At 64.2% G+C, this 23,710-nt stretch carries 23 protein-coding genes; 8 read left to right on the forward strand and 15 right to left on the reverse strand.

Annotated elements, in window-relative coordinates; translation table 11 throughout:
• Positions 1-5: 5 nt before the first annotated feature.
• The gene (locus WD006_RS05555; protein ID WP_029307835.1) at positions 6-449 is read right to left on the reverse strand and encodes a GNAT family N-acetyltransferase; all 444 of its coding nucleotides are present in this window, start codon (positions 447-449) and stop codon (positions 6-8) included.
• Between the two features lie 177 nt (positions 450-626).
• Here WD006_RS05555 and WD006_RS05560 point away from each other — a divergent pair, with 177 nt between their 5' ends.
• The 7 genes from WD006_RS05560 to denD all read left to right on the forward strand — a co-directional run bounded on the left by WD006_RS05560 (position 627) and on the right by denD (position 7,637).
• Positions 627-1,370 (forward strand): FadR/GntR family transcriptional regulator, encoded by a 744-nt coding sequence (locus WD006_RS05560; RefSeq protein WP_011516563.1) that lies wholly within the window; start codon positions 627-629, stop codon positions 1,368-1,370.
• Positions 1,371-1,387: 17 nt separating this feature from the next.
• Positions 1,388-2,326 carry an L-threonate dehydrogenase gene (ltnD, locus tag WD006_RS05565; RefSeq protein WP_227874147.1) on the forward strand — a complete coding sequence of 313 codons (939 nt, stop codon included), beginning with the start codon at positions 1,388-1,390 and terminating at the stop codon, positions 2,324-2,326.
• A gap of 22 nt (positions 2,327-2,348) precedes the next feature.
• On the forward strand, positions 2,349-3,617 hold the full coding sequence (otnK, locus tag WD006_RS05570) for a 3-oxo-tetronate kinase (protein WP_029307834.1): 1,269 nt from the start codon (positions 2,349-2,351) through the stop codon (positions 3,615-3,617).
• Positions 3,614-4,252 carry an aldolase gene (locus WD006_RS05575; protein WP_011516566.1) on the forward strand — a complete coding sequence of 213 codons (639 nt, stop codon included), beginning with the start codon at positions 3,614-3,616 and terminating at the stop codon, positions 4,250-4,252. The genes otnK and WD006_RS05575 overlap by 4 nt, the downstream gene beginning before the upstream one ends.
• Positions 4,253-4,429: 177 nt before the next feature.
• Positions 4,430-5,788: an MFS transporter gene (locus WD006_RS05580; protein WP_029307833.1), complete on the forward strand. Its 1,359-nt coding sequence runs from the start codon at positions 4,430-4,432 to the stop codon at positions 5,786-5,788.
• A gap of 30 nt (positions 5,789-5,818) precedes the next feature.
• Positions 5,819-6,601: a 2-oxo-tetronate isomerase gene (otnI, locus tag WD006_RS05585; protein ID WP_011516569.1), complete on the forward strand. Its 783-nt coding sequence runs from the start codon at positions 5,819-5,821 to the stop codon at positions 6,599-6,601.
• Between the two features lie 64 nt (positions 6,602-6,665).
• Positions 6,666-7,637 (forward strand): D-erythronate dehydrogenase, encoded by a 972-nt coding sequence (gene denD / locus WD006_RS05590; protein ID WP_029307832.1) that lies wholly within the window; start codon positions 6,666-6,668, stop codon positions 7,635-7,637.
• 86 nt (positions 7,638-7,723) lie between these two features.
• Here denD and WD006_RS05595 read toward each other — a convergent pair whose 3' ends face one another.
• From WD006_RS05595 to WD006_RS05605, 3 genes are all read right to left on the reverse strand, one after another.
• On the reverse strand, positions 7,724-8,161 hold the full coding sequence (locus tag WD006_RS05595) for a YbgC/FadM family acyl-CoA thioesterase (RefSeq protein ID WP_011516571.1): 438 nt from the start codon (positions 8,159-8,161) through the stop codon (positions 7,724-7,726).
• A gap of 60 nt (positions 8,162-8,221) precedes the next feature.
• Positions 8,222-9,205: a tripartite tricarboxylate transporter substrate binding protein gene (locus tag WD006_RS05600; RefSeq protein WP_011516572.1), complete on the reverse strand. Its 984-nt coding sequence runs from the start codon at positions 9,203-9,205 to the stop codon at positions 8,222-8,224.
• A gap of 131 nt (positions 9,206-9,336) precedes the next feature.
• Complete coding sequence (locus WD006_RS05605) at positions 9,337-10,302, reverse strand: alpha/beta hydrolase (protein ID WP_412842292.1); 966 nt, start codon at positions 10,300-10,302, stop codon at positions 9,337-9,339.
• 208 nt (positions 10,303-10,510) lie between these two features.
• Between WD006_RS05605 and WD006_RS05610 the strand changes: the two genes are divergently transcribed.
• Entirely contained in the window at positions 10,511-11,032 is a 522-nt protein-coding gene (locus WD006_RS05610; RefSeq protein ID WP_008650222.1) for an O-acetyl-ADP-ribose deacetylase, read from the forward strand.
• A gap of 30 nt (positions 11,033-11,062) precedes the next feature.
• Here the strand turns inward: WD006_RS05610 and WD006_RS05615 are convergent, their stop codons facing one another.
• The 11 genes from WD006_RS05615 to WD006_RS05665 all read right to left on the reverse strand — a co-directional run bounded on the left by WD006_RS05615 (position 11,063) and on the right by WD006_RS05665 (position 23,478).
• A complete protein-coding gene (locus WD006_RS05615) occupies positions 11,063-11,983 on the reverse strand; it encodes an alpha/beta fold hydrolase (protein ID WP_011516574.1) in 921 nt (306 codons plus the stop codon).
• Between the two features lie 81 nt (positions 11,984-12,064).
• Positions 12,065-12,967 carry an SDR family oxidoreductase gene (locus WD006_RS05620; RefSeq protein WP_011516575.1) on the reverse strand — a complete coding sequence of 301 codons (903 nt, stop codon included), beginning with the start codon at positions 12,965-12,967 and terminating at the stop codon, positions 12,065-12,067.
• 76 nt (positions 12,968-13,043) lie between these two features.
• Positions 13,044-13,976 (reverse strand): glutathione S-transferase family protein, encoded by a 933-nt coding sequence (locus tag WD006_RS05625; RefSeq protein ID WP_029307830.1) that lies wholly within the window; start codon positions 13,974-13,976, stop codon positions 13,044-13,046.
• Between the two features lie 18 nt (positions 13,977-13,994).
• Entirely contained in the window at positions 13,995-14,828 is an 834-nt protein-coding gene (locus tag WD006_RS05630; RefSeq protein ID WP_008650227.1) for a class II aldolase/adducin family protein, read from the reverse strand.
• A 66-nt stretch (positions 14,829-14,894) separates the two neighbouring features.
• The gene (locus tag WD006_RS05635) at positions 14,895-15,908 is read right to left on the reverse strand and encodes an NADP-dependent oxidoreductase (protein ID WP_029307829.1); all 1,014 of its coding nucleotides are present in this window, start codon (positions 15,906-15,908) and stop codon (positions 14,895-14,897) included.
• A gap of 55 nt (positions 15,909-15,963) precedes the next feature.
• Positions 15,964-16,395: a PaaI family thioesterase gene (locus WD006_RS05640; protein ID WP_024569840.1), complete on the reverse strand. Its 432-nt coding sequence runs from the start codon at positions 16,393-16,395 to the stop codon at positions 15,964-15,966.
• A 92-nt stretch (positions 16,396-16,487) separates the two neighbouring features.
• Positions 16,488-17,270: an SDR family oxidoreductase gene (locus tag WD006_RS05645; RefSeq protein ID WP_011516578.1), complete on the reverse strand. Its 783-nt coding sequence runs from the start codon at positions 17,268-17,270 to the stop codon at positions 16,488-16,490.
• Positions 17,271-17,361: 91 nt separating this feature from the next.
• Positions 17,362-19,221: an acyl-CoA dehydrogenase gene (locus WD006_RS05650; RefSeq protein ID WP_011516579.1), complete on the reverse strand. Its 1,860-nt coding sequence runs from the start codon at positions 19,219-19,221 to the stop codon at positions 17,362-17,364.
• Between the two features lie 214 nt (positions 19,222-19,435).
• Positions 19,436-20,614 carry an acetyl-CoA C-acyltransferase gene (locus WD006_RS05655; RefSeq protein ID WP_008650233.1) on the reverse strand — a complete coding sequence of 393 codons (1,179 nt, stop codon included), beginning with the start codon at positions 20,612-20,614 and terminating at the stop codon, positions 19,436-19,438.
• A gap of 80 nt (positions 20,615-20,694) precedes the next feature.
• Positions 20,695-21,360 (reverse strand): bifunctional nicotinamidase/pyrazinamidase, encoded by a 666-nt coding sequence (gene pncA, locus WD006_RS05660; RefSeq protein WP_029307828.1) that lies wholly within the window; start codon positions 21,358-21,360, stop codon positions 20,695-20,697.
• 36 nt (positions 21,361-21,396) lie between these two features.
• Entirely contained in the window at positions 21,397-23,478 is a 2,082-nt protein-coding gene (locus WD006_RS05665; protein ID WP_008650235.1) for a 3-hydroxyacyl-CoA dehydrogenase NAD-binding domain-containing protein, read from the reverse strand.
• Positions 23,479-23,710: the final 232 nt, after the last annotated feature.

Consider the following 23,710-nt stretch of genomic DNA (forward strand, 5'->3'; position numbering starts at 1 on the left):
GCAGATCAGCGGATCCGCTTGCGCATCTCGATGTGCGGAATGCCGGCTTCCTCGAACTCGTCACCCACCTGCTCGAAACCTACCCTCGTGTAGAACGGCGCTGCATGAGTCTGGGCGTTGAGGATCAGTTCGGGATAGCCCAGTTCGGTGGCCTTGGCCATCAGCGCGTCGAGCACCTTCGCGCCCACGCCGGTACCGCGCGCGGACTTGAGTACCGCCATGCGGCCAATGTGGCCATCCGGCAGCAGGCGGCCAGTGGCCACCGGCACGCCATCCACGGCGAACGCCAGCGCGTGCCAGCTCGGCGCATCCATCTCATCCCACTCCAGTTCTACCGGCACACCCTGTTCCTCGACGAAAACGGCGTATCGGATTGCTCGGGCGCGCTCGCGGGCTTCTTCCCAGAGGCAGACCAATACGGGGGCGGCGGTTGGCGTGAATGCGGACATGGTGATGAGCGGTTCGAAGAGCCTGAAATGAGGCGCAATGATACGCCCGGTGGCATCAAGGCGCCGAGCTACGTTGTGCGATTACCGGCCATGTGACGCACCACCATAGGGATTACCCTCCTGCCATCCTTCCGTGAAATTTGTATGATGACCTGACTACCCGATGACGTGATGACGATGTTCCAAAAGATTCCTGCCCGTGCGCTGACCGACAGCGTTGCCGAACAACTGCTCGAGAAGATCGAGGACGGCATGTTTCCGCGCGGCGCCAAGCTGCCCACCGAGGCCGTGCTCTCCGAGGAGTTCGGCGTGAGCCGTACCGTGATCCGCGAGGCCATCGCGCGACTCAAGTACGAAGGCCTCGTGGAATCGCGCCAGGGTAGCGGCGTGTTCGTGACCGAGCAGGCCGGCATCCGCCCGCTGCGCATCGACTACACCGACGTGGGCACGCTCGAATCGGTGCTGCAGATCGTCGAACTGCGACGCTCGATCGAAGCCGAAGTGGCCGCGCAGGCCGCCCGGCGCCGTACCGACGCGACCATGGCCAATATCGATGCCGCGCTGGCACGCATCGACGCCGAAGTGGCCGCTGGCGGCGATGGCGTCGATGCCGACGTCGGCTTTCATCGCGCCATCGCCGAAGCCACCGGCAATCCGTATTTCCTCAAGACACTGGCATTCCTGAGCCAGTACCTGGAAACGGCCACCCGCGTCACGCGAACCAACGAAGCGCGGCGCGAGGATTTTTCGCGCCAGGTTCGGGAGGAGCACCAGGCCATTGTCGCCGCCATCCGCGCCGGCGACCCCGATGCCGCGCGCAACGCGGCCCAGAACCACATGTACAACGCGGCGCGCCGGCTCTCCCAACTGGGCGAGGACGATTCCGCCGCTGGCCACCAGCCGGCAGGCCCGTCGCACTAACGCAGCAATACGCAGCAATACGCACCAAAACGCACCAAACACGCATTCAGGAGTTATCCATGTCCAGGAATATTGGCGTCATCGGCTTGGGCGCGATGGGCTACGGCGTGGCGCAGTCGCTGCTGCGCGCCGGCTTCAACGTTCATGCATTTGATTTGCGTGACGAGGTGCTGCGCCGCTTCGCGGAAGCCGGTGGCACGCCCTGCGGGAGCCCGGCCGAACTCGGCGAGCGTTGCGACGTGGTGATCACGCTCGTCGTCAACGCCGCGCAGACGGAAACCGTGCTGTTCGGCGACCAAGGCGCCGCGTCGAAAATGGCGGCAGGCAAGCTCGTCATTGCCAGCGCCACCGTGCCGCCCGGATTTGCCGAAGCGCTCGGCAAGCGCCTGGGCGAACGTGGCCTGCTGATGCTCGATGCCCCCGTGTCGGGTGGCGCGGCGCGCGCGGCCAGCGGCGAGATGACGATGATGACCTCCGGTCCCGCCGAGGCCTACGCCATGGCCGAGGACGTGCTGGCCGCGATGGCCGGCAAGGTCTATCGCCTGGGCGACGCGCATGGCGCGGGCTCGAAGGTCAAGATCATCAACCAGTTGCTGGCGGGCGTGCATATCGCCGCCGCAGCCGAAGCGATGGCCCTGGGCCTGCGCGAAGGCGTGAACCCCGACGCGCTCTACGACGTGATCACGCATAGCGCCGGCAACTCGTGGATGTTCGAGAACCGGGTGCCACACATCCTGGAAGGCGACTACACCCCGCTGTCCGCAGTCGACATCTTCGTCAAGGACCTCGGCATGGTGCTTGATACCGCGCGCACCAGCAAATTCCCGCTGCCGCTCTCGGCCGCCGCGCACCAGATGTTCATGATGGCGTCCACCGCCGGGCACGGCGGCGAAGACGATTCGGCCGTGATCAAGATCTTCCCGGGCATCGACCTGCCCGGCCCGAAGGCCAGGTAACCCAAGGCAAAGGAGTCAGACGATGAATCGTCCTCTGCTCGGCTGTATCGCCGACGATTTCACCGGCGCCACGGATCTGGCCAACACGCTAGTCCGCAATGGCATGCGGACCGTGCAGACGATCGGCGTGCCGGCGTCCGCCGTGGAAGCCGATGCCATCGTCGTGGCACTGAAATCGCGCACGATCCCGGCCAGCAACGCGGTGGCGCAGTCGCTCGCCGCACTGCGCTGGCTGCGCGAACAAGGCTGCCGCCAGTTCGTGTTCAAGTACTGCTCGACGTTCGACTCCACCGACGCCGGCAATATCGGCCCCGTGGCCGAAGCCCTGCTCGACGCGCTCGGCAGCGACTTTACGATTGCCTGTCCGGCCTTTCCGGAGAACGGCCGCACGATCTTCCGCGGCCATCTGTTTGTGGCGGACGCGCTGCTCAACGAATCGGGCATGGAGCACCATCCGCTTACGCCGATGACCGACGCCAACCTCGTGCGGGTGTTGCAGGGCCAGAGCCAGGCCAAGGTCGGTCTGTTGCGCTACGACACCGTCGCGCAGGGCGCAAATGCCGTGCGCGCGCGCATTGACGCGTTGCGTGGCGAGGGCGTGAAGCTGGCGATCGCCGATGCCATTTCCGATACCGACCTGTTCGCGCTGGGCGAAGGTTGCGCCGCGCTGCCGCTGATCACGGGCGGCTCGGGCATCGCGCTGGGCCTGCCCGAGAACTTCCGTCGCGCCGGACTGCTACCTGCGCGCACCGACGCCGCAGAAGTCCCGCCCGTGCATGGTCATGGCGTGGTGCTGGCGGGCAGCGCATCGCGTGCCACGAACGGCCAGGTGGCGCACTGGATCGCGCAGAAGCGCCCCGCCCTGCGGATCGATCCTCTGCGTCTGGCGCGTGGAGACACGGTCGTGGAGAACGCACTGGCCTTCGCGGGCAATCACGACGAGCCGGTGCTGATCTATGCCACCGCCCAACCCGATGAAGTCAAGGCCGTGCAGGCCGAACTCGGCGTCGCACGCGCGGGCGAGTTGGTCGAGCACGCGCTGGCGAGCATCGCCGCCAGCCTCAAGGCACGCGGCACGCGGCGCTTCGTGGTGGCCGGCGGCGAAACCTCCGGTGCCGTGGTGCAGGCGCTGGGCGTGCAGTCGTTGCGTATCGGTCCGCAGATCGCGCCAGGCGTGCCGGCGACGGTCACGCTGGACGATGCGCCGCTGGGACTGGCACTGAAATCCGGCAACTTCGGCGGCGAGAACTTCTTCGATGAAGCGCTGCAAGCGCTGGGAGCACCGCAATGAGCAACGAGAGCGCATTGCGCGAAGAGATCTGCCGCGTCGGCGCCAGCCTGTTCCAGCGTGGCTACACGGTGGGCACGGCGGGCAATATCAGCGCACGGCTCGACGACGGCTGGCTGATTACGCCCACTGACGCCTGCCTGGGCACGCTCGATCCGGCCAGGGTCGCCAAGGTGTCGCCCGATGGCGGCTGGGTGTCGGGCGACAAGCCGTCGAAGACGTTGACGCTGCACCGTTGCGTCTACGACAACAACCCGAACGCGCACGGCGTGGTGCATACGCATTCCACGCATCTGGTGGCCCTGACGCTGGCCGGTGTCTGGCATCCGGACGACGTACTGCCCCCGATCACGCCGTACTACGTGATGAAGGTCGGCCATATCCCGCTGATTCCGTATCACCGCCCCGGCGACCCGGCGGTAGCCGCGCGCGTGGCCCAACTGGCCAATGAGGTGCGCGGTGTGCTGCTGGCACGGCTAGGGCCGGTGGTGTGGGAAGACAGTGTGTCACGCGCTGCCTATGCGCTCGAAGAGCTCGAAGAAACGGCGAAGCTTTGGATGATGCTCGGCGAAAAACCTGCCCCGCTGGACGAGGCCGCGCTGACGGAACTGCGCGATACGTTCAAGTCGAGGTGGTGACACACGACTGATTTGTTTTTCCCCTTTCCCGCACAGTGGGCGAGGGGCCGGGGAGAGAGACAGCGCACCCCCAGGGCAACTCCGCAAAACAAAGCCCCTGCCCTCTCCCAAACCCTCTCCCGCCATGCGAGAGAGGGAGTAAACCGGCTGCATTTTCAATACACGTGGAGACTTCCAATGACCGCTTCCAACCCCGCGGTGGGGACCCCTGTTGCCGACACCCGGCTGGACGCCGACGGCACCATCGAGAAACGCGCCTACAACAAGGTGTTCTGGCGCATCATGCCGTTCCTGATGCTCTGCTACGTGATCGCGTATCTCGACCGCGTCAACGTCGGCTTTGCCAAGTTGCAGATGGCGCAGGACCTGCAGTTCTCGGAAACCGTGTTCGGCCTTGGCGCTGGCCTGTTCTTCATCGGCTACTTCCTGTTCGAGGTGCCCAGCAACCTGCTGATGCACCGCATCGGCGCGCGCATTTGGATCGCGCGGATCATGATCACCTGGGGCATCATCTCGGCCGCCTTCGTGTTCGTGCAGACGCCAACGCAGTTCTACGTCATGCGCTTCCTGCTGGGCCTGGCCGAAGCGGGCTTCTATCCGGGCGTGATCCTGTACCTGACGTACTGGTATCCGTCGCACCGCCGCGCCAAGATGATCGCGCTGTTCATGTCGGGCATTCCAGTGGCCGGCATGTTCGGCAATCCGCTGTCAGGCTGGATCATGGACGCGTTCCACAACACCCATGGCTGGACCGGCTGGCAATGGATGTTCCTCATCGAGGCCCTGCCCGCCTTCGCGATCGGCATCGCTACGATCTTCGTGCTGCGCGATGGCATCGACCGCGCTCCGTGGCTCAGCCCCGATGAAAAGCACGTGCTCAAGCGCAATATCGAGGACGACGAACGCGCCGCGTCGGCTGCGGCCACCACGGGCGGCCAACGCCACGTGCATTCGCTGGGCGCCGTGTTCCGCGACAGCCGTGTGTGGTGGATGTGCCTGATCTACTTCTGCTTCGTGACCGGCCAGTACGCGCTGACGTTCTGGATGCCGACGCTGGTCAAGGCCAGCGGGGTGACGGGCAACTTCAACATCGGCCTGCTGTCCGCCATCCCGTTCCTCTGCGCCATCGTCGTCATGAACATCCTGGGCCACAGCGCCGACGCGCGCCGCGAGCGCCGCTGGCACCTGATCGTGCCGGCACTGATGGGTGCCACGGGCTTTGCGATTGCGGCGTCGTTCACCCACAATACGACCGTGGCCATCGCAGCGCTGTCGCTGGCCGCCGCTGGCGTGCTGACCTGCGCCCCGCTGTTCTGGTCATTGCCGACCGCATTCCTGAGCGGCATCGCCGCCGCCTCGGGTATCGCCGTGGTGAACTCTGTCGGCAATCTGGCAGGCTTCGTGTCGCCGTATATGGTCGGCGCGCTCAAGGACATGACGCAAAGCACGCAATTGCCGATGTACGTGCTGTCGGCGATCCTGGTCGTGGGCGCCCTGCTGGTCTGGCTGACCCCGGCGAAGCTCGTCAATCGCTGATATCGAATCTGAGGCTCAAGGAGACCTGACATGCCGCGCTTCGCCGCGAACCTTTCAATGATGTACACGGAGCACGACTTTCTGGACCGCTTTGCCGCCGCCGCAAAGGACGGGTTCCAGGCCGTGGAGTACCTGTTCCCGTACGACCATCCGGCCGCCGAGATCCGCAAGCGGCTCGACGACAACGGCCTGACCCAGGCCCTGTTCAACGCGCCGCCCGGTGACTGGGGCGCGGGCGAGCGTGGCATCGCCGCCCTGCCCGGCCGCGAGACCGAGTTCCGCACTGAGTTCGCGAAGGCCCTCGAATACGCTGCCGTGCTCGGCAACGACCGCGTGCACGTGATGGCAGGCATCGTGCCGGCCGACGCCGACCACGCCCGCTGCCGCTCCATCTATCTCGAGAACCTGGCCTATGCCTCTGCCTCGGCCGCGTCGCATGGCATCACGGTGCTGATCGAGCCGATCAACACCCGCGACATGCCGGGCTATTTCCTGAACCGCCAGGACGAAGGCCAGACCATTTGCCGCCAGGTGGGCGCGGCCAATCTCAAGGTCCAGTTCGATTGCTATCACTGCCAGATCGTCGAGGGTGATATCGCGAAGAAACTCGAACGCGACTTCGCTGGGATTGGCCATATCCAGATCGCCGGCGTGCCCGAACGCCACGAACCCGATATCGGCGAACTGAACTACCCGTACCTCTTCGACGTCATCGACCGGCTCGGATACACGGGCTGGATCGGCTGCGAATACCGCCCGCGTGGCGGCACGTCGGAAGGTCTGGGCTGGATCAAGCCCTGGCTGAAGCGCTGATCCGGGCCTGTCACGGCCGTTTCCGCTCCGTACCGACCACGCCAATGATGAACACTCCGCAACCATGAACGTACTGATTACCGGCGGCGCCGGCTTCCTGGGCCTGCAACTGGCCCGTCTGCTGCTCAAACGCGGCACGCTGAACCTGGATGGCAAGGCTGTCACGATCGACCGGCTCACGCTGCTCGACGTGGTGGCGCCGCAGATTGACGATGCCCGCGTGCGCGCGGTAACGGGCGACCTGTCCGATCCCGCCGTGCTGGCGCAGGCCATCGACCGCGATACCGGCGCAATCTTCCATCTGGCCGCCGTAGTCAGCGGTCAGGCCGAGGCCGATTTCGATCTGGGAATGCGCGTGAACCTTGACGCCTCGCGCGCGCTGCTAGAGACGTGCCGCCAGTTGGCGCATGCGCCGCGTGTGGTGTTCACCAGCTCGGTCGCGGTCTATGGCGGCAAGCTGCCCCCGGTGGTGCAGGACGACACCGCGCTGAATCCGCAATCCTCGTACGGCGTGCAGAAGGCCATCGGCGAATTGCTGCTGTCCGACTACAGCCGACGCGGTTTTGTCGATGGCCGCGTGCTGCGGCTGCCGACGATCAGCGTGCGACCCGGTAAGCCGAACGCCGCGGCGTCGTCGTTCGCCAGCGGCATCATCCGCGAACCGTTGTCGGGCGTGGCGGCAAATTGCCCTGTAGCACCGGAAACGCCGCTGTGGCTGCTCTCGCCGCGCGGCGCGATCCAGGCGCTGGTCAACGGCATCGAACTCGATGGCGCGCGCATCGGCAATCGTCGGGTGGTGAATCTGCCGGGACTGTCGGTCACAGCGGCACAGATGGTGGAAGCACTTCGGCGCGTGGCCGGTGACGCGGTGGCCGATCGCGTGACGTGGGAACGCGAAGAGCGCATCGAGAGGATCGTCGGCACGTGGCCAGCGGCGTGGGATGTGTCGCGCGCGCGCGAACTGGGTTTCGAGAGCGACGCGAGCTTTGACGACGTGATTCGGGCTTATGCGGAGGATGCGGCGGTCAAGCTCTGATCCGGTGAGGTCGCGGTTGACAGGATTGACAGGCTTGCCCTCTGCCGCTCGCGGGAGAGGGCAAGCACATCAAACATCATCCCAACTCACGCAGCAGGCTTCACAATCTCCCACGCTTCGATCCGCTCCCGCACCGATGCCGGGATCGGCGCCGATTTCTGCGTCTTCGGATCGGCGCAGACATAGACCACCTCCCCGGTGATCAGGTGCTCGTCGCCGCGATACATTTCCACGCGGAACACCATGCTCGACCGGCCCAGCCGCGCCATGCGGCCGCGAATATCGAGCATCTCGTCAAACCGTGCCGATGCGTGGTACTCCAGCGTGGACTTGATCACGAAGATGTCCACGCCATGGGCGCGCAGCAAGTCCTCCGGATAGCGCACGCCAATCGCGCGCCAGTACTCGGTCGAGCAGATATCGCAGTAAGTCAGATAGTGGGCATTGAAGACGATCGATTGCGGATCGACCTCGGCCCAGCGCACGCGCAGCGGCATGCTGAGATGAAAATCCTCTTTGGCCATGGGGGGCGAAGCTCCAATGAAAAAACGGGCGCCCCGTGGGACGCCCGTGTTCTACGTACCTTACTGACCCTTGCCCAGGCCCAGTTTCTCGATGATCGCGCGTTCGCGCTTGACCGTATCGGCGGCAAACGCCTGATACTGGCTGCTGCTCATGTAGTTCGGCTCCATGTCGAACTTGGCCAGCGATTCGCGGTAGTTCGGCATCTCCATGGCCTTCTTGAACGCGTCATGCAGCTTCTTCACGATCGCCGGGTCCGTGCCCTTGGGGACGACCAGACCGAACGGCGAAGCCTGGACGATGCCCATACCCAGTTCCTTCAGCGTCGGCACGTTCGGGAAGCGCGGCGAGCGCTTCTCGCCCCAGGTGGACAGCAGGCGCAGCTTGCCGGATTCCACGTACTGGGCCCATGCCGGGGTATCCGCCACCGACATCACGTGGCCACCCAGCAGCGCCTGCATCGATTCCGAGTTGCCCTTGTACGGGATATGCGAGAACTGCACGCCCTGGCGCATGGCCAGGTCTTCCATCGTCAGGTGGAGCGTGGTCATCGTGCCCGGCGAACCGTAGGTCAGCTTGCCCGGATTGGCCTTGGCGTAGGCGATGTAGTCCTGCATCGTCTTGATCGGCGAATCGGCCGGCACGACCAGGCCAAACGAGTAGCCCGCCAGGTTGATCACATAGGTCAGGTCCTTGACCGGATCCCAGTTGATCTTGGTGGTGTACGGCAGACGGAACACCGGCATGGACACCTGGGCCAGCGTGTAGCCATCGGGCTGGGTCGACTGCATCATCTGCGCGGGCAGCACGCCGCCGGCGCCGGGCTTGTTCTCGACGATCACGGGCTGGCCCAGGATCTTCGATGCATTTTCGGCCAGCACACGGAACGGGATGTCCGTCGAGCCGCCGGCGGTATAGCCAACGACCAGGCGGATCGGACGTTGCGGGAACTTGTCCGCCTGGGCGTGAGCCGGCATGGCGGCAAAGCCGGCCGCGAGAGTGGCGGCGAGCAGGCTGGCGCGAGCGATAAATTGGCGGCGTTGCATGTGTTGAGTCTCCTTCTGCTACAAGAATGCGCGATTGCGACTTGGTTTGAATCGTGAATCGGGGCTTCCCGCCCGCTTTTCTATGAACGGGTCAGATACTCGAAAGAGCCCAATGGCGCGAGGCCGGGGCCCTATATCCCGAACGCCCTTCGCAGGGCGGCCGTGGCATCCGCATGGGCGCCTGCCACCGCGCCGATAAAACGTCCGAGCTTGAAAAAATCGTGAATCATGGTGGGGTAGTCGGTCAGGCTGGCCACCACCCCCGCCGCTTCCAGCTTCGCGGCATAAGCCACGCCCTCGTCATGGAGCGGATCGTACCCGGCCACCGCAATCCAGGCCGGGCAGCAGCCCCGCACGTCGGCACCTTCGCCGCCCCCGTCCAGCGGAGCAAACCGCCAGTCGTCACGGCTGGCGTCGACATCCAGGTACTGCGAAAAGAACCACTGGATCATCTCGGCGGTCAGCAGATAACCCTCGGCCAGCGCACGATGCGATGGCGTATCCTGCCGCGCGCAGGTGCCCGGATAGATCAGCATCTGCAGCACCGGCGCCAATCCGTGGTCCCTGGCTTCTACCGCGCAAGCCGCCGCCAGCGTTCCGCCAGCACTATCGCCGCCCAGCGCGATGCGCGTGGCGTCGGCGCCAATGCGCGCGGCTTCCTCGAACACCCAATGCAGGACATCGAAGGCATCGTTGGCCGCCACCGGAAATTTCCACTCCGGGCCCAGCCGGTAATCGACTGACAGCACCAGGCACTCCGCGCCATTGCAGAACACCCGGCACAGCGAATCATGGGAGTTGACGCTGCCCACCGTGAAACCACCGCCATGGAAGTACACCAGAAGCGGCAGCGGATCGGCCCAGCTTGCCTCGCGCGGTGAGTAAAGCCGCACCGGAATGGCATGGCCGTCGCGCGCGGTCACCTGAAAATCCTCCACACCGTGCACTGGCGCGGGCGACAGGTCCAGAATCGGCGCGCTCTTCTCGTACGCGATCTTGGCGTCAACCGGGTCCATCGTATGGATGGCCGGCCGCTTTGCTCGCGCGATCAGGTCGAGCAACTGGGCGACCTGAGAGTCCAACGGCTGCGCGGGCATGTACTGGTGTTCTATTTCTGAACGGTCGTTCGATTTCCATATCATGCCAGTGATTCCGTAGAGCAGCATTACGTATTCAAGCGTTTATCCTCGCACAGACACACCTTTTGCGCGATGATCGGCCACACAGCGAAACGCCGTTTCGCGGCGTATGCTTGAGAACGGGCGCCATGTCATGGCCGCCCTAACCCGGAGACCAGGAGACACCATGACAGGGGAACACTTGCAGGTCGTGCACGGCGATATTACCCGGATGGAAGTGGATGCCATCGTCAACGCGGCCAATAGCGGCCTGCTGGGCGGTGGTGGCGTCGATGGCGCGATTCATGGCGCGGGCGGCCCGGCCATCATGGACGCATGCCGCGCGATCCGTGATGCGCAAGGGGGCTGCCCGACCGGGGAAGCCGTGATCACCACCGGAGGCCTGCTGCCAGCACCCTATGTCATCCACGCCGTGGGGCCGGTCTGGCATGGTGGCAGCAAGGAAGAGGAGACGCAGCTGGCGAGCGCCTACCGCAACAGCATCCGTCTGGCGGGCGAGCACAATCTGCGCACGGTGGCATTTCCGAACATCAGTACCGGCATTTACGGCTTCCCGCGTGAGCGGGCCGTGGACATCGCCATTGCCGCGGTGCGCGAGGCACTGCCGAAGTCCCCGTCCATCGAGCAGGTCACCTTCGTATGCTTCGATGACGAGAACTATCGGCTCTATCGGGAGCGCTTGAGCTAAGCCCGGCGACAGGACCGGGAAGCTACGGGACTAGGGCAACGCACTGCGGATCAGCAGGTTCACGCGCTCCGGCTGTTCGTGGATGATCCAGTGCGTGCCCTCCGGAATGCGCTCGAGCCGCATGTCTGGCACGAATTCCTCCAGCCCGTCGACTAGCGATTTCGGCAGCGCCCGGTCGCTCTCGCCCCAGATAACCAGCGTGGGCACCCGCACGATGTACGCGGATGGATCGAGGCGCGAGATGTCGGGCGCCGGTTCTCCCGGCAAGGGCGGGTGCATCGGCGATGCCCGGTAGTAATTGACACCGCCCGTCAGCGAATGCGAGCCGCCATCGCCCGGTTGTGACCACGCCGCGTGATACTTCGCGCGAGTCTCACCCACGAACCACGCCGGCACCGTGGAGGCATCGCCGGTCAGCATCTTTTCCAGCAATGCGAAGTCGTTGGCGGCCATGGCCTGTTCTGAACCCGGCTTGCGCAGCCAGTTCATATAGGCCGAGGCCTGCTGCTGTGCCGGGTCACTCGCCAACGCCCGCGCGAACACATAGGGATGCGGCGAGTTGATGATCACGAGCCGCTCGACCGCTTCCGGGAACTGCGCCGCCAGGTTCCAGCAGAGCGCGCCGCCCCAGTCATGCGCGACGATGACGCACCGCTCATAGCCCAGCACGCGGATGAACTGCACCAGATCCTCGACCAGATGCTTGGGCTTGTACGCTGCCACATCGGCCGGCTTGCTGGACAGATTGAACCCGCGCAGGTCCGGCGCGACCGCAAAATGCGTCTGGCCGAACTCTGCGAGCTGGTTTTCCCACTCGTACCAGAACTCCGGAAAGCCGTGCACGAACAGGATCAGCGGCCTGCCCTGCTCGCCCGCACTCGCGTAATGCAAGCGCGTGCCGTTGGGCAGGTTCGCAAACTGCCTGTGGTGGATCACGGCGGGTGCGGTCATCATGGTCTCCCTGGCGGTCTCGGCCATATCGGTTGTCCGGTTCGTCCTGTTCGTGTTCGTGTACGCAAGTTCCTGGCCAGCTTAGCCGCGCAGCGCGGCGATCAGGCCCGCCCGCACTTCGCTCTTGTCACCGAACGGATCGCCCGGATTGCGCTGGTTGACGATCTCCTCCATGCGCCGCTGGACGGAATCCAGCGATTGCGGGTGGGAGTAGATATAGAAACCGTCCTCGCGGATCGCATCGAACGTCATCTGCGCCACGTCGGCCGCGCTAACCTTGCCCGAGTTGACCGCCTTGTCGGACAGCGCCTGCGACACCATCTGCGAGCGCGTGGGTGGTTGATCGTTGGCCATATTGGCCGGCCGGTTACGCTGCGACTGGCTGATGCCGGTGGGCACGTAGAACGGGCACAGCACCGAGCAATGCACCTGGTCCGTGACCAGGCTCAGATCCTGGTAGAGCGTCTCGGACAACGCGACCACCGCATGTTTGGAAACGTTGTACACGCCCATGGCCGGCGGATTCAGCAGGCCCGCCATCGACGCGGTATTGACGATATGCCCCTGATAGCCCGGGTCCTTGCGGGCCGCCTCCAGCATCAGCGGCGTGAAGATCCGCACGCCATTGACCACGCCGTAGAGGTTCACGCCGAGCACCCAGTCCCAGTCTTTCTGCGTGTTTTCCCAGATCAGGCCGCCCGCGCCCACACCCGCGTTGTTGAACAGCAGGTTGACCTCGCCGAACGCCGTCATCGCGGCATCGGCCAGCACCTGGACTTCCTCGGCCTTCGACACGTCCGTGCGCAACCCGATCACCTGGGCGCCCTGCGATTTGAATTCGGCCACGGTGCTGTCCAGCGAGTCCTCCTGGACGTCCGCCAGCACCAGCTTCATGCCCAGCGACGCACCGATTCGCGCGAATTCCTTGCCGAATCCTGAAGCACCGCCGGTAATCACTGCCACCTTGCTCTCGAACTGCTTCATGAAACGTCTCCCTCTACTTGTCGTTCGTAGTGAACGTAGTGTTCGTAGTTCTTGTCTGGATGGGCTATGCCTATGCCTATGCCGCTTGCACCTGGTAATGCTGCCTCGGGAAATGCACGTTGACGGCACCCGCGCGCGGGTCTTGCCTGCGGATCGTGACCACATCGGCGGTAAGCGTCATGAGCACCCCGGCCACCGGGTCCTTCGCGTAGTCAGTTGGCGTAACGGTCACCGCATCACCGGCGGCGAATCCGCTATCCGGCTGGATCGTCGTGTCATGCGCCAACGGATCATTGTGAAGTGCCTCGGCCAGCGCATCCTCAGCCGGTATCACGCGCACCTTGCCGTGTCCGTAGGCCTGCATGCGCGCATACCACTCCTTGACCAGCGGATAGGCATCGAGGATCGCGGCCAGTGCCGTGGCGCGGCGGATGAACCAGATGTTGTGGTACAGCGAGAAATCTGCCACTGACAGCATCGGGCCAGCCACATGGAGCACGCCGGCCGCGAACTGTTCCTGCAGCCGCGCGAAGGTCTCGTGCAGCATCGCGTCGGCTTCAGGCAGTGGCATACGTAGCGCATTGGTATCGCCACGCATGGCCTTTCGATCGGCGACGAAGGCCTGGATCTGGTCCTGCGTCAGATGCGCGAGCATGGCCTGCACGCCAGCAGGCTGCATGGTGTAGGTGACCGATGCCGTAAACAACACGCTGTCGAACCAGGCAGCCATGACGCGGGACGCCGCCGCCTGGTCGGGCGGATACAGCGGCGGCAGCGACGCCATCCGGTCCAGTACCTCGCAGATCAGCGCCGTATCGCAATAGACGTCGGCGCCGATCTGCATGACCGGCGTGCGCCGGTACCCGCCGGTCAGCGCAACCAGATCTGGTTTTGGCAGGATCGGGGGAATCTCCACTGCGCACCAGGACAGATCCTTCGCGCCGAGCAGCAGGCGGATCTTTTCCGAGAAAGGCGACGTGGCGTACTGATGAAGAATGATGTCGGGCATCCGCGCCTCCCGTTGGAATCAGTCGAGCAGGTCCGGCTGCTCCTTCACGATGCGCGCATAGAGCGGCTGGAACTGGAACCACCCCGCCTGCGACGTGCCTACGATCGAGTACGCCTGACGTGCGGCGGCGTCGCTGATCGCCTTCGGCACGTCACCGGTACGCGCAGCCGCGGCCTCCGCCAGCAACTGCACCTGGCACGACCGCTCCATCGTAATGAACCACCACGCGGCTTCGTCGACGGTCTTGCCGACGGTCAGGAGGCCGTGGTTCTGGAGGATCGCTGCCTTGTTGTCGCCTAGCGCGTTGGCAATACGCTGACCTTCGTCGAGCTCCACCACCACGCCACCGAAATCGTCATACAGCGCGTGGTCGTTGTAGAAGGCGCAGACGTCCTGCGTCAGCGGATCGAGCTTGCGCCCGAGCGTCGACCACGCACGGCCAAAGGTACTGTGCGAGTGCGCGGCGGCCACGGCATCCGAGCGGGTCTGGTGCACGCGCGAGTGGATCGCGAATGCGGCGGCGTTGACCGGATAGTCGCCCTCCACCACGTTACCGTGGTGGTCGCAGCGGATCAGGTTCGACACCTTGACCTGGCTGAAATGCACGCCGAACGGATTGACCCAGAAGGTATCGCCAAACTCGGGATCGCGCGCGGTGATATGGCCGGCCACGCCTTCGTCGAAACCGAACTTGGAGAACAACCGGAATGCTGCCGCCAGCCGCTGCTTGCGATGCAGGCGCTCCTCGGCCGGCGTGGCGAACTGGGGCGGGCGCGGCAGGTTGCGATAGCGGGCCTTGACCTCTTCCGAGAGACCGGCGCCGATCTCATCCTTGGCTTGCGGGGCATTCATGGTTGTCTCCTGTGCTTTCTTTGTCTATTTGTCTATTTGCGGGGGTGTACTGCGTCGAAGGCGGCTTTATGCCAGCTTCACGAGCTGCTTGCCGAAGTTCTTGCCCTTGAGCAGCCCGATGAATGCCTCGGGTGCGCTGGCCAGACCTTCGGCAATGCTCTCGCGGAACTTGATCTTGCCCTGCGCGACGTAAGTACCCAGTTCCCGCAGTGCCTGCGGCCAGAGTTCCATATGCTCGGACACGATAAAGCCCTCGATCTTCGCTCGCGCCACCAGAATCGCGCGCGGATTGCGAATCGGCATGTCCTGGCCGTCGTAGCCAGCGATCAGACCGCAAACCGCGATGCGCGCGAACGGGTTCAGGCGGGACAGCACGACGTCGAGGATGTCTCCACCAACGTTCTCGAAGTAGCCATCGATGCCCTTCGGCGTGACCGCCTTGACCATCGCGTACAGTTCCTTCGCGTCCTTGGCCGCCTTGTAGTCCACGCAGGCATCGAAGCCAAGCTCGTTGACCACGTAGTCGCACTTTTCCTTGCCGCCGGCCACGCCCACCACGTAGCAGCCGGCCAGCTTGGCAAGCTGCCCCACCACGCTACCCACCGCGCCGGACGCCGCGCTGACGACAACCGTCTCGCCGGCCTTCGGCGCGATGATCTTGTTCAGGCCATACCAGGCCGTCACGCCGGGCATCCCCACCGAACCCAGATAGGCGGACAACGGAATGTGCGTGGTGTCGACCTTCTGCATCATGCCGCCGTCGCTCACGCCAAGCTCCTGCCAGCCGAACATGCCGATGACCTTGTCACCGACGTTCCACTTGGGATTCTTGCTGGCGATAACCTCGCCGACGGTACCGCCGATCATCACTTCATTGAGCGGCTGCGGATCCGCATACGACTTGCTATCGCTCATGCGCCCGCGCATGTACGGGTCGAGCGACAGGAAATGATTGCGCACCAGCACCTGGCCGTCGGCCAGTTCGGGGACCGGCAGTTCCTCGATACGGAAATTGTCGGGGGTGACCGCTGCTTCCGGGCGCGAAGCCAGGACGATGCGCTTGTACGTTTGCTTCGACATGATCGGTTCCTTCGCTCGTTTGAGGTTAGAGAGGTATTGCGCTGGCGCGACGGGATCAGCCGTCCGCGCCCGAATCGGCCGCGCCAGATTCCCGCTTGGGTGGCACGCGCTTGATGTACTTGAACGTCCCTGATGCCTTGGCGACGATCTTGCCTTCCGCGTCGACAATCTCGCCCTCGCAGAACACCATGGTCGAGGTGCGATGCACGGCCAGGCCGCGCGCGAACACCTTGCCGCGCCCGGGAGCCATGAAGCTCGTCTTCATTTCGATCGTGACCACGCCACGGCCTTCGGCATCCAACGAACGTCCGGCGATGGCCATCGCCACGTCGAGCAGGGTCATGGTCACACCACCGTGGGCCATGTCCCAGCTGTTCTGGTGGCGTTTCTGCAGGTCGAGTTCGATCTCGCTGCGGCCGTTCTCCATAAAATTGCAGAGTACGCCGAGATCAGCGAGGAATGGGATGGTGAGTTGGCGTTGCGTCATATCCTTGGGGGCAGTGAAAAACAGATTGCGCAATTATGCTCTTTGTCTCCTTCCCTTTCCCGCATGCGGGAAAGGGAAGCAGCCGCGCGTGATCAGACTGCGCTGACGCCCCCATCTACCGCCAGGATCTGGCCGGTGATGTGCTTGCCGGCATCCGAGGCAAACAACAGTGCCGCGCCCTTCAGATCGTCGTCATCACCCAGGCGATGCAGCGGAACCCCTTCGCACATTTTGTCCACGCCCATGCGGTCCAGCGACCCCTGCGTCATCTTCGACGGGAAGAAGCCCGGAGCCAGCGCGTTGACGGTGATGTTGTGCTCGCCCCACTCGCCCGCCAGCGTGCGCGTGAAGTTGACCACGGCGCCCTTCGAAGTGTTGTAGGCAATGGTCTCCATCGAACCCGGCGGGTTCCCGGCCAGGCCCGCGATCGACGCGACGTTGATAACCCGGCCACTGCGACGCGGAATCATCGACAGCTTGCCAATCCGCTGCGTCAGCAGGAACAGGCCACGGATGTTCAGGTTCATCACCTTGTCCCAGGCCTCGACCGGATGATCCTCGGCCGGCGCGCCCCAGGTGGCCCCGGCGTTGTTGACGAGGATATCGACGTGTCCGAGCTTCGCCAGCGCCTCATCGGCCAGCCGGGCGATTTCGGCATCGCGCGAACCATCCGCGGCGATCCACTCCGCCGCAATGCCACGCGACTTCAGGTGTTCCTGCGCGGTCTGGAGCTCATCGGCCTTGCGGGCCGACAGCACCACGCGGGCGCCCTGTTCACCAAGTGCTTCGGCAATCTGCAGCCCCAGGCCGCGCGATCCGCCAGTAATCAGCGCTGTACGGCCCTTGAGGTCGAACAATTGCTGGATGGTCCTCATGTTGTCTCCCGTTTTATCCTTCTTCGCCGCTACACAAATGAAGCGAAGCGGCTCTGGCTAGACGCCAGAATTGCCTCTTGGCGGCTTGCGTTCAGAACCAGGCGTCCTGCATGTCAAGCGTCGTACGATCGAGCGATGCAAGCAGCTCGAGTTGCGGGTACACCTTCGGCAACTCGAAGTTGAAGAAGAACGCCGCCGCAGCCAGCTTGCCGCGATAGAAATCGGCATCCTCGCCCTTGGCGTTCGACAGCGCGGCCTGCGCTACCAGCACCTGCTCAAGCCAGATCCACGCCATGACGACATGGCCGAATGCCTCCAGATATACCGACGCGTTGGCCAGCGTGACATTCGAATCTCCGGCCGCCCACAGCGTGCGCGTGACCTCGGCCAGGCGCGCGGTCGCAGCGCCAAGCGCGCGGGCCTGCTCGCCCAGCGTCTTGTCACCCGTGGCCTGCGCCCGCTGGCAAGTGTCCTGCACGCGCTTGCCGAGCAACTGGAATGCGGCGCCGTCCTGCATCACCACCTTGCGGCCCAGCAGGTCCAGCCCCTGAATACCGTGCGTGCCTTCGTGGATCGGATTGAGGCGGTTGTCGCGATAGAACTGCTCGACGTTGTACTCGCGCGTGTAGCCGTAGCCACCATGCACCTGGATGGCCAGGCTATTGGCTTCCAGGCACCACTGCGACGGCCAGCTCTTGGCGATCGGCGTGAGGATATCCAACAGCAGCGACAGTTCGCATTGCCGCTCGGCCTCGCCGGCCGCCTTGGCCGCGTGCTCGTCGTCGACCAGCCGCGCGCAGTACAGGTTCAACGCCAGACCGCCTTCGACGTAGCTCTTTTGCGCCAGCAGCATCCGACGGACGTCGGCATGTTCGACCAGCTTGACCTGCGGGCTCGCCGGATCCTTGCCCTGCGGCCCCACCGGGCGGCCCTGCGGACGATTGCGCGCGTAGTCCAGCGCGTGGAGGTAACCGGTATAGCCAAGTGCCACGGCGCCGAGGCCAACGCCAATGCGCGCCTCGTTCATCATGTGGAACATGCAGGCCAAGCCCTTGTGCGGCTCGCCGACCAGATAACCGATCGCACCCGCCTTGCCATTCGGGCGGTACTTCATGCCTTCGCCGAAGTTCAGCAGGCAGTTGGTGGTGCCTCGATAGCCCATCTTGTGGTTCAGGCCCGCCAGCACGACGTCGTTATGCTCGCCCAGCGAGCCATCCTCGTTGACGAGGTACTTCGGCACGATGAACAGCGAGATACCCTTCACACCCGGGATCAGCTTGCCATCCGGGCCCGGGATCTTGGCCAGCACGAGGTGGACGATATTGTCCGAGAGCTCGTGCTCGCCCGCCGAGATCCACATCTTGTTGCCGCGCAGCCGATACTGCTGGCCCAACGGCGACTCGCCTTCGTAGTCGGCGCGGGTGGTGATGTCCGATAGCGACGAACCCGCCTGCGGTTCCGACAGGCACATCGTGCCAAAGAAGCGACCTTCCAGTTCGGGACGCACGAACGTATCGATCTGTGCCGGGGTGCCGTGCGTGAGCAGCAGGTTCGAGTTACCGATCGTCAGGAACGGGTACGAACTCGTGCCAACGTTGGCGGCCTTGAAGTAGGCGAACGCGGCCTTCTCCAGCGTGACGGGCAACTGCATGCCACCGTACTCATAGTCCTGGCCGGCGGCCATCAGGCCCGCATCGCAGAAGGCCTTCAGCGCGGTCTTGACTTCGGGGATGATCGTGACCGTCTCGCCATCGAAATGCGGCTCCTGGGCATCGCTTTTCTTGTTGTGCGGGGCGAACAGATCAGTGGCGATTTTCTCGCACGTATCCAGCGCGGCGTCGAACGTCTCGCGCGAGTGATCGGAAAATCGGGGAATCTGTGTCAGTTCCTCGGCCTTCAGCCATTCGTACAGAACGAAGTTGAGGTCACGACGGGAAAGAATCAGCGACATGGAATAGGAAGCTCCGGGCTGAAACGAAAGGCGGCTTGGCCTTCAGTATGCGGTGGGGGAAAAGCGCCCCTCTCCCGCCAAGCGGCAGAGGGGTTGGGGGAGCATGCGCTGCGGCGCGGCTTGCGACAGATCGCCGCCTGAACCGGAAAGCTCGCTCCCCCGCCCCTCTCCCATTGCATGAGAGAGGGGGAACACAGTGTGTGCCCGAGATGCCTTACAGCACTTCGAACAGGCCGGCGGCACCCTGACCACCGCCGATGCACATCGTCACCACGACGTACTTGACGCCACGGCGCTTGCCTTCGATCAGCGCATGGCCGACCAGACGCGCGCCCGACACACCGTACGGGTGACCCACGGCGATCGCGCCGCCGTTGACGTTCAGGCGATCCATCGGGATGCCCAGCTTGTCGGCGCAGTACAGCACCTGCACGGCGAACGCTTCGTTCAGTTCCCACAGACCGATGTCGTCAACCTTCAGGCCAGCCTTCTTCAGCAGCTTCGGCACCGCAAACACCGGGCCGATACCCATTTCGTCAGGCTCGCAACCCGCCACGGCAAAACCACGGAAGACGCCCAACGGCTGCAGGCCCTTGGCGGCGGCCACGCGTGCGTTCATCACGACGGCTGCCGAGGCGCCATCCGAGAACTGCGAGGCATTGCCAGCGGTGATCACGCCACCCGGCATGGCCGTGCGGATCTTCGACACGGCTTCCAGCGTGGTGTCGGCACGGATACCTTCGTCGGCGTCGATCGTGACTTCCTTCGTCATCAGCTGGCCGGTGGCCTTGTCGGCCACACCTGCCAGCACCGTCATCGGCACGATTTCGTCCTTGAACTTGCCGGCTTCCAGGGCAGCGGCGGCACGCAGTTGGCTCTGCACGCCGTACTCGTCCTGGCGATCCTTACCGATGTTGTAGCGCTTGGCCACGTTCTCGGCGGTCTGCAGCATGCTCCAGTAGATTTCCGGCTTGTTCTTGTTCAGCCAGCTTTCCTGAATCATGTGGCGGTTCATGTCCTGCTGAACGCACGAGATCGACTCCACGCCGCCAGCGACGAAGATGTCGCCCTCATCTGCGATCACGCGCTGCGCGGCCATGGCAATGGTCTGCAGGCCGGACGAGCAGAAACGGTTCACGGTGGCGCCTGGCACGGTCACCGGGCAACCAGCTCGCAGGGCGATCTGGCGCGCGATGTTGGCGCCGGTGGCGCCCTCGGGGTTGGCACAACCCATCAGCACGTCTTCCACTTCACCGGCTTCGATCTTCGCGCGGGCGATGGCGTGCTGTACGGCATGACCGCCCAGGGTCGCGCCGTGGGTCATGTTGAAAGCGCCCTTCCAGCTCTTGGCCAGCCCGGTGCGGGCGGTGGATACGATGACTGCCTCGTTCATGTGTTGCTCCTCGGTATCTTGGTGTCTCTTGCAAACTTGCGAGAAATATTCGGTGTATTCGGCTTTCGTTGCGTGACGCTTCAGGACTCAGGGAGCCAGGGATTGTGCGTACCGGCACCAGACCGCAGTGCGTCGGCAGTCGTGCGACGAACACCGGCCGCAGCCAGTTCTCGCCATGCCCGGTCGAGCGATCCGTTCAGATCGATCGCGCGGCAGGCATCTTCCACGACCACCGCCTCGAAGCCCGCTGCGCGCGCATCGAGCGCGGTCCAGGCCACGCAGTAATCCGTTGCCAACCCGACGCAGACCACCCGGCGAACGCCCTGCTCGCGCAGGTAGCCAGCCAGTCCGGTCTTCGTCGCGCGGTCCGCCTCCATGAACGCGCTGTAGCTGTCCACGTTGGCGTGGTGACCCTTGCGGATCACCATCCGCGCGTGCGGGATGCGCAGGTCTGCATGCAGCGCGGCGCCGAGCGTGCCCTGCACGCAGTGATCGGGCCACAGCACTTGCTCGCCATACAGCAACATCATGGTCTGGAACGGCGCGGTACCGACATGGCTCGTTGCGAAGGACACATGACCGGCGGGATGCCAGTCCTGCGTCAGCACCACGTGCTCGAATGCCGGCGCCAACCGGTTGATGATCGGCACGACTTCATCGCCGCGCGGCACGGCCAGCGCGCCCCCCGGCATGAAGTCGTTCTGCACATCGATCACCAGCAGGCAATCCTGCGCGCCATAAGCCATGATTCGCGTTATCCCTTTGCGTTCACGCGGTCGCGATCAGCCGTTGAAGCCCTTGCCCTCGTCTGCCAGCTTCTGCAGCAGCGGCGCCACCACCCACGCTTCGCCGTGGTAACCCTTGGCATAGCGCTTCATGGACTGGGCCACGTTGTACAAGCCGACCTGGTCCGCGTACAGCATCGGGCCACCACGGAACAGCGGGAAGCCGTAGCCGGTCAGGTAGACCATGTCGATGTCCGACGCCTTCGAGGCAATGCCCTCCTCCAGGATCTTGGCGCCTTCGTTCACCAGTGCAAACACCAGACGTTCGACGATTTCCTCATCCGAGATCTTGCGGCGCGTGATGCCGAGCTCCTTCGAGTGCTCGACGATCATGTCGTTGACCTGCTTGTTCGGGTACGGCTTGCGATCACCAGCCTTGTAGTCGTACCAGCCTGCGCCGGTCTTCTGACCGAAGCGGCCCATCTCGCAGAGCTTGTCCGCCGTCTTCGAGTACTGGATGTCCGGCTTGTCCACGGCGCGGCGCTTGCGGATCGCCCAGCCGATGTCGTTGCCAGCCAGATCGCCCATACGGAACGGGCCCATCGCGAAACCGAACTTCTCGATGGCCTTGTCCACCTGCTCGGGCAGCGCGCCTTCGTCCAGCAGGTAGCCGGCCTGGCGGCTGTACTGCTCGATCATGCGGTTGCCGATGAAGCCGTCGCAAACGCCCGACACCACGGCCGTCTTCTTGATCTTCTTGCCGATCTGCATGACGGTGGCCAGCACGTCCTTGCCGGTCTTCTCGCCGCGCACGACTTCCAGCAACTTCATCACGTTGGCCGGGCTGAAGAAGTGCATGCCGACCACGTCCTGCGGACGACGCGTGAACGAGGCAATCTTGTTGACGTCCAGCGTGGAGGTATTGGAGGCCAGGATCGCGCCGTCCTTCATCACTTCGTCCAGCTTCTTGAAGACGGTTTCCTTGACGCCCATTTCTTCGAACACGGCCTCGATCACGAGGTCGGCGTTCTTGATGTCGTCATAGGACATCGTGGTGGTCAGCAGGCCCATGCGCTGCTCGACCTTCTCCTGCGTCAGCTTGCCCTTCTTGGCGCTGTTCTCGTAGTTGCGGCGGATCGTGGCCACGCCGCGTTCCAGCGCTTCCTGCTTCATTTCCAGCATCGTCACGGGGATGCCGGCGTTCAGGAAGTTCATCGTGATGCCGCCACCCATCGTGCCGGCGCCGATCACTGCAACGCGTTCGATCTTGCGCACCGGGGTGCCTTCGGGCACATCGGGGATCTTGCTGGCGGCGCGCTCGCCAAAGAAGGCGTGACGCAGCGCGCGCGATTCCGGCGTGCCGACGAGGTACATGAAGCCATCACGCTCGTCCTTCAGGCCAGCCTCGAACGGCTTCAGCGAAGCCGCCACGGCATCCACGCACTTCAGCGGGGCCGGGAAATTCTTGGCCACGGCAGCCACGGTATTGCGGGCGAAGGCCAGGAAGCCTTCGGCGTTCTCGTGGCGCACCTTCAGGTCGCGCACCTTCGGGTACGGTCCCGGCGCGGCAGCCACGCTCTGGGCGAACTTGACGGCGGCAGGCAGCACGTCGCCATCGACGATCTCGTCGAACAGCTTCGAACCGGCGAACTTCTCCGACGGAATCGCGGTGCCGGACACGATCATGTTCAGCGCGTGCTCCAGGCCGATCAGACGCGGCAGGCGTTGCGTGCCACCAGCGCCCGGCAGCAGGCCGAGCTTGACTTCCGGCAGCGCGATCTGGGCGCCCTTGGCGGCCACGCGATAGTTACAGCCCAGCGCCAGTTCCAGGCCGCCACCCATGGCGACCGAGTGAATTGCCGCCACGATCGGCTTGGTGGAGGCTTCCAGGGCGCGGATCACCGAGTGCAGCGTCGGCTCCTGCGTGGCCTTGGGCGTGTTGAATTCGCGGATGTCGGCGCCGCCCGAGAAAGCCTTGCCGGCGCCGGTAATGACCACTGCCTTGACGGCCGCGTCATCCAGCGCACGGGTCAAGCCTTCGACGATGCCAAGGCGGGTGCTGTGACCGAGGCCGTTGACGGGGGGATTGTCGAGTGTGATGACGGCTACGCCGTCCTGAACCTGATACTGCGCTGTCATACGCGTTCCTTTGGTGTCTGGATATTGTCTCGGGATTCGAATTCTCGAATGAAGGGGTACTGCCAGGACCGCGGGTTGATCGTGTTATGCCCCGCAATCCCTTGCCACACAAGCCATCTGGCTCGAAAGCGGATCAAGCATACACAAAATAGCACGGTCGTTCAATTTCATTTTTCGACCGCGCAAACCGCGTTATGCGCGGCCTTCATGCCGGCTTTATCCGGCGTTCATG

Origin of the sequence: Cupriavidus sp. Met-2 (assembly GCF_049843575.1) — a bacterium.
GTDB lineage: Bacteria > Pseudomonadota > Gammaproteobacteria > Burkholderiales > Burkholderiaceae > Cupriavidus > Cupriavidus metallidurans.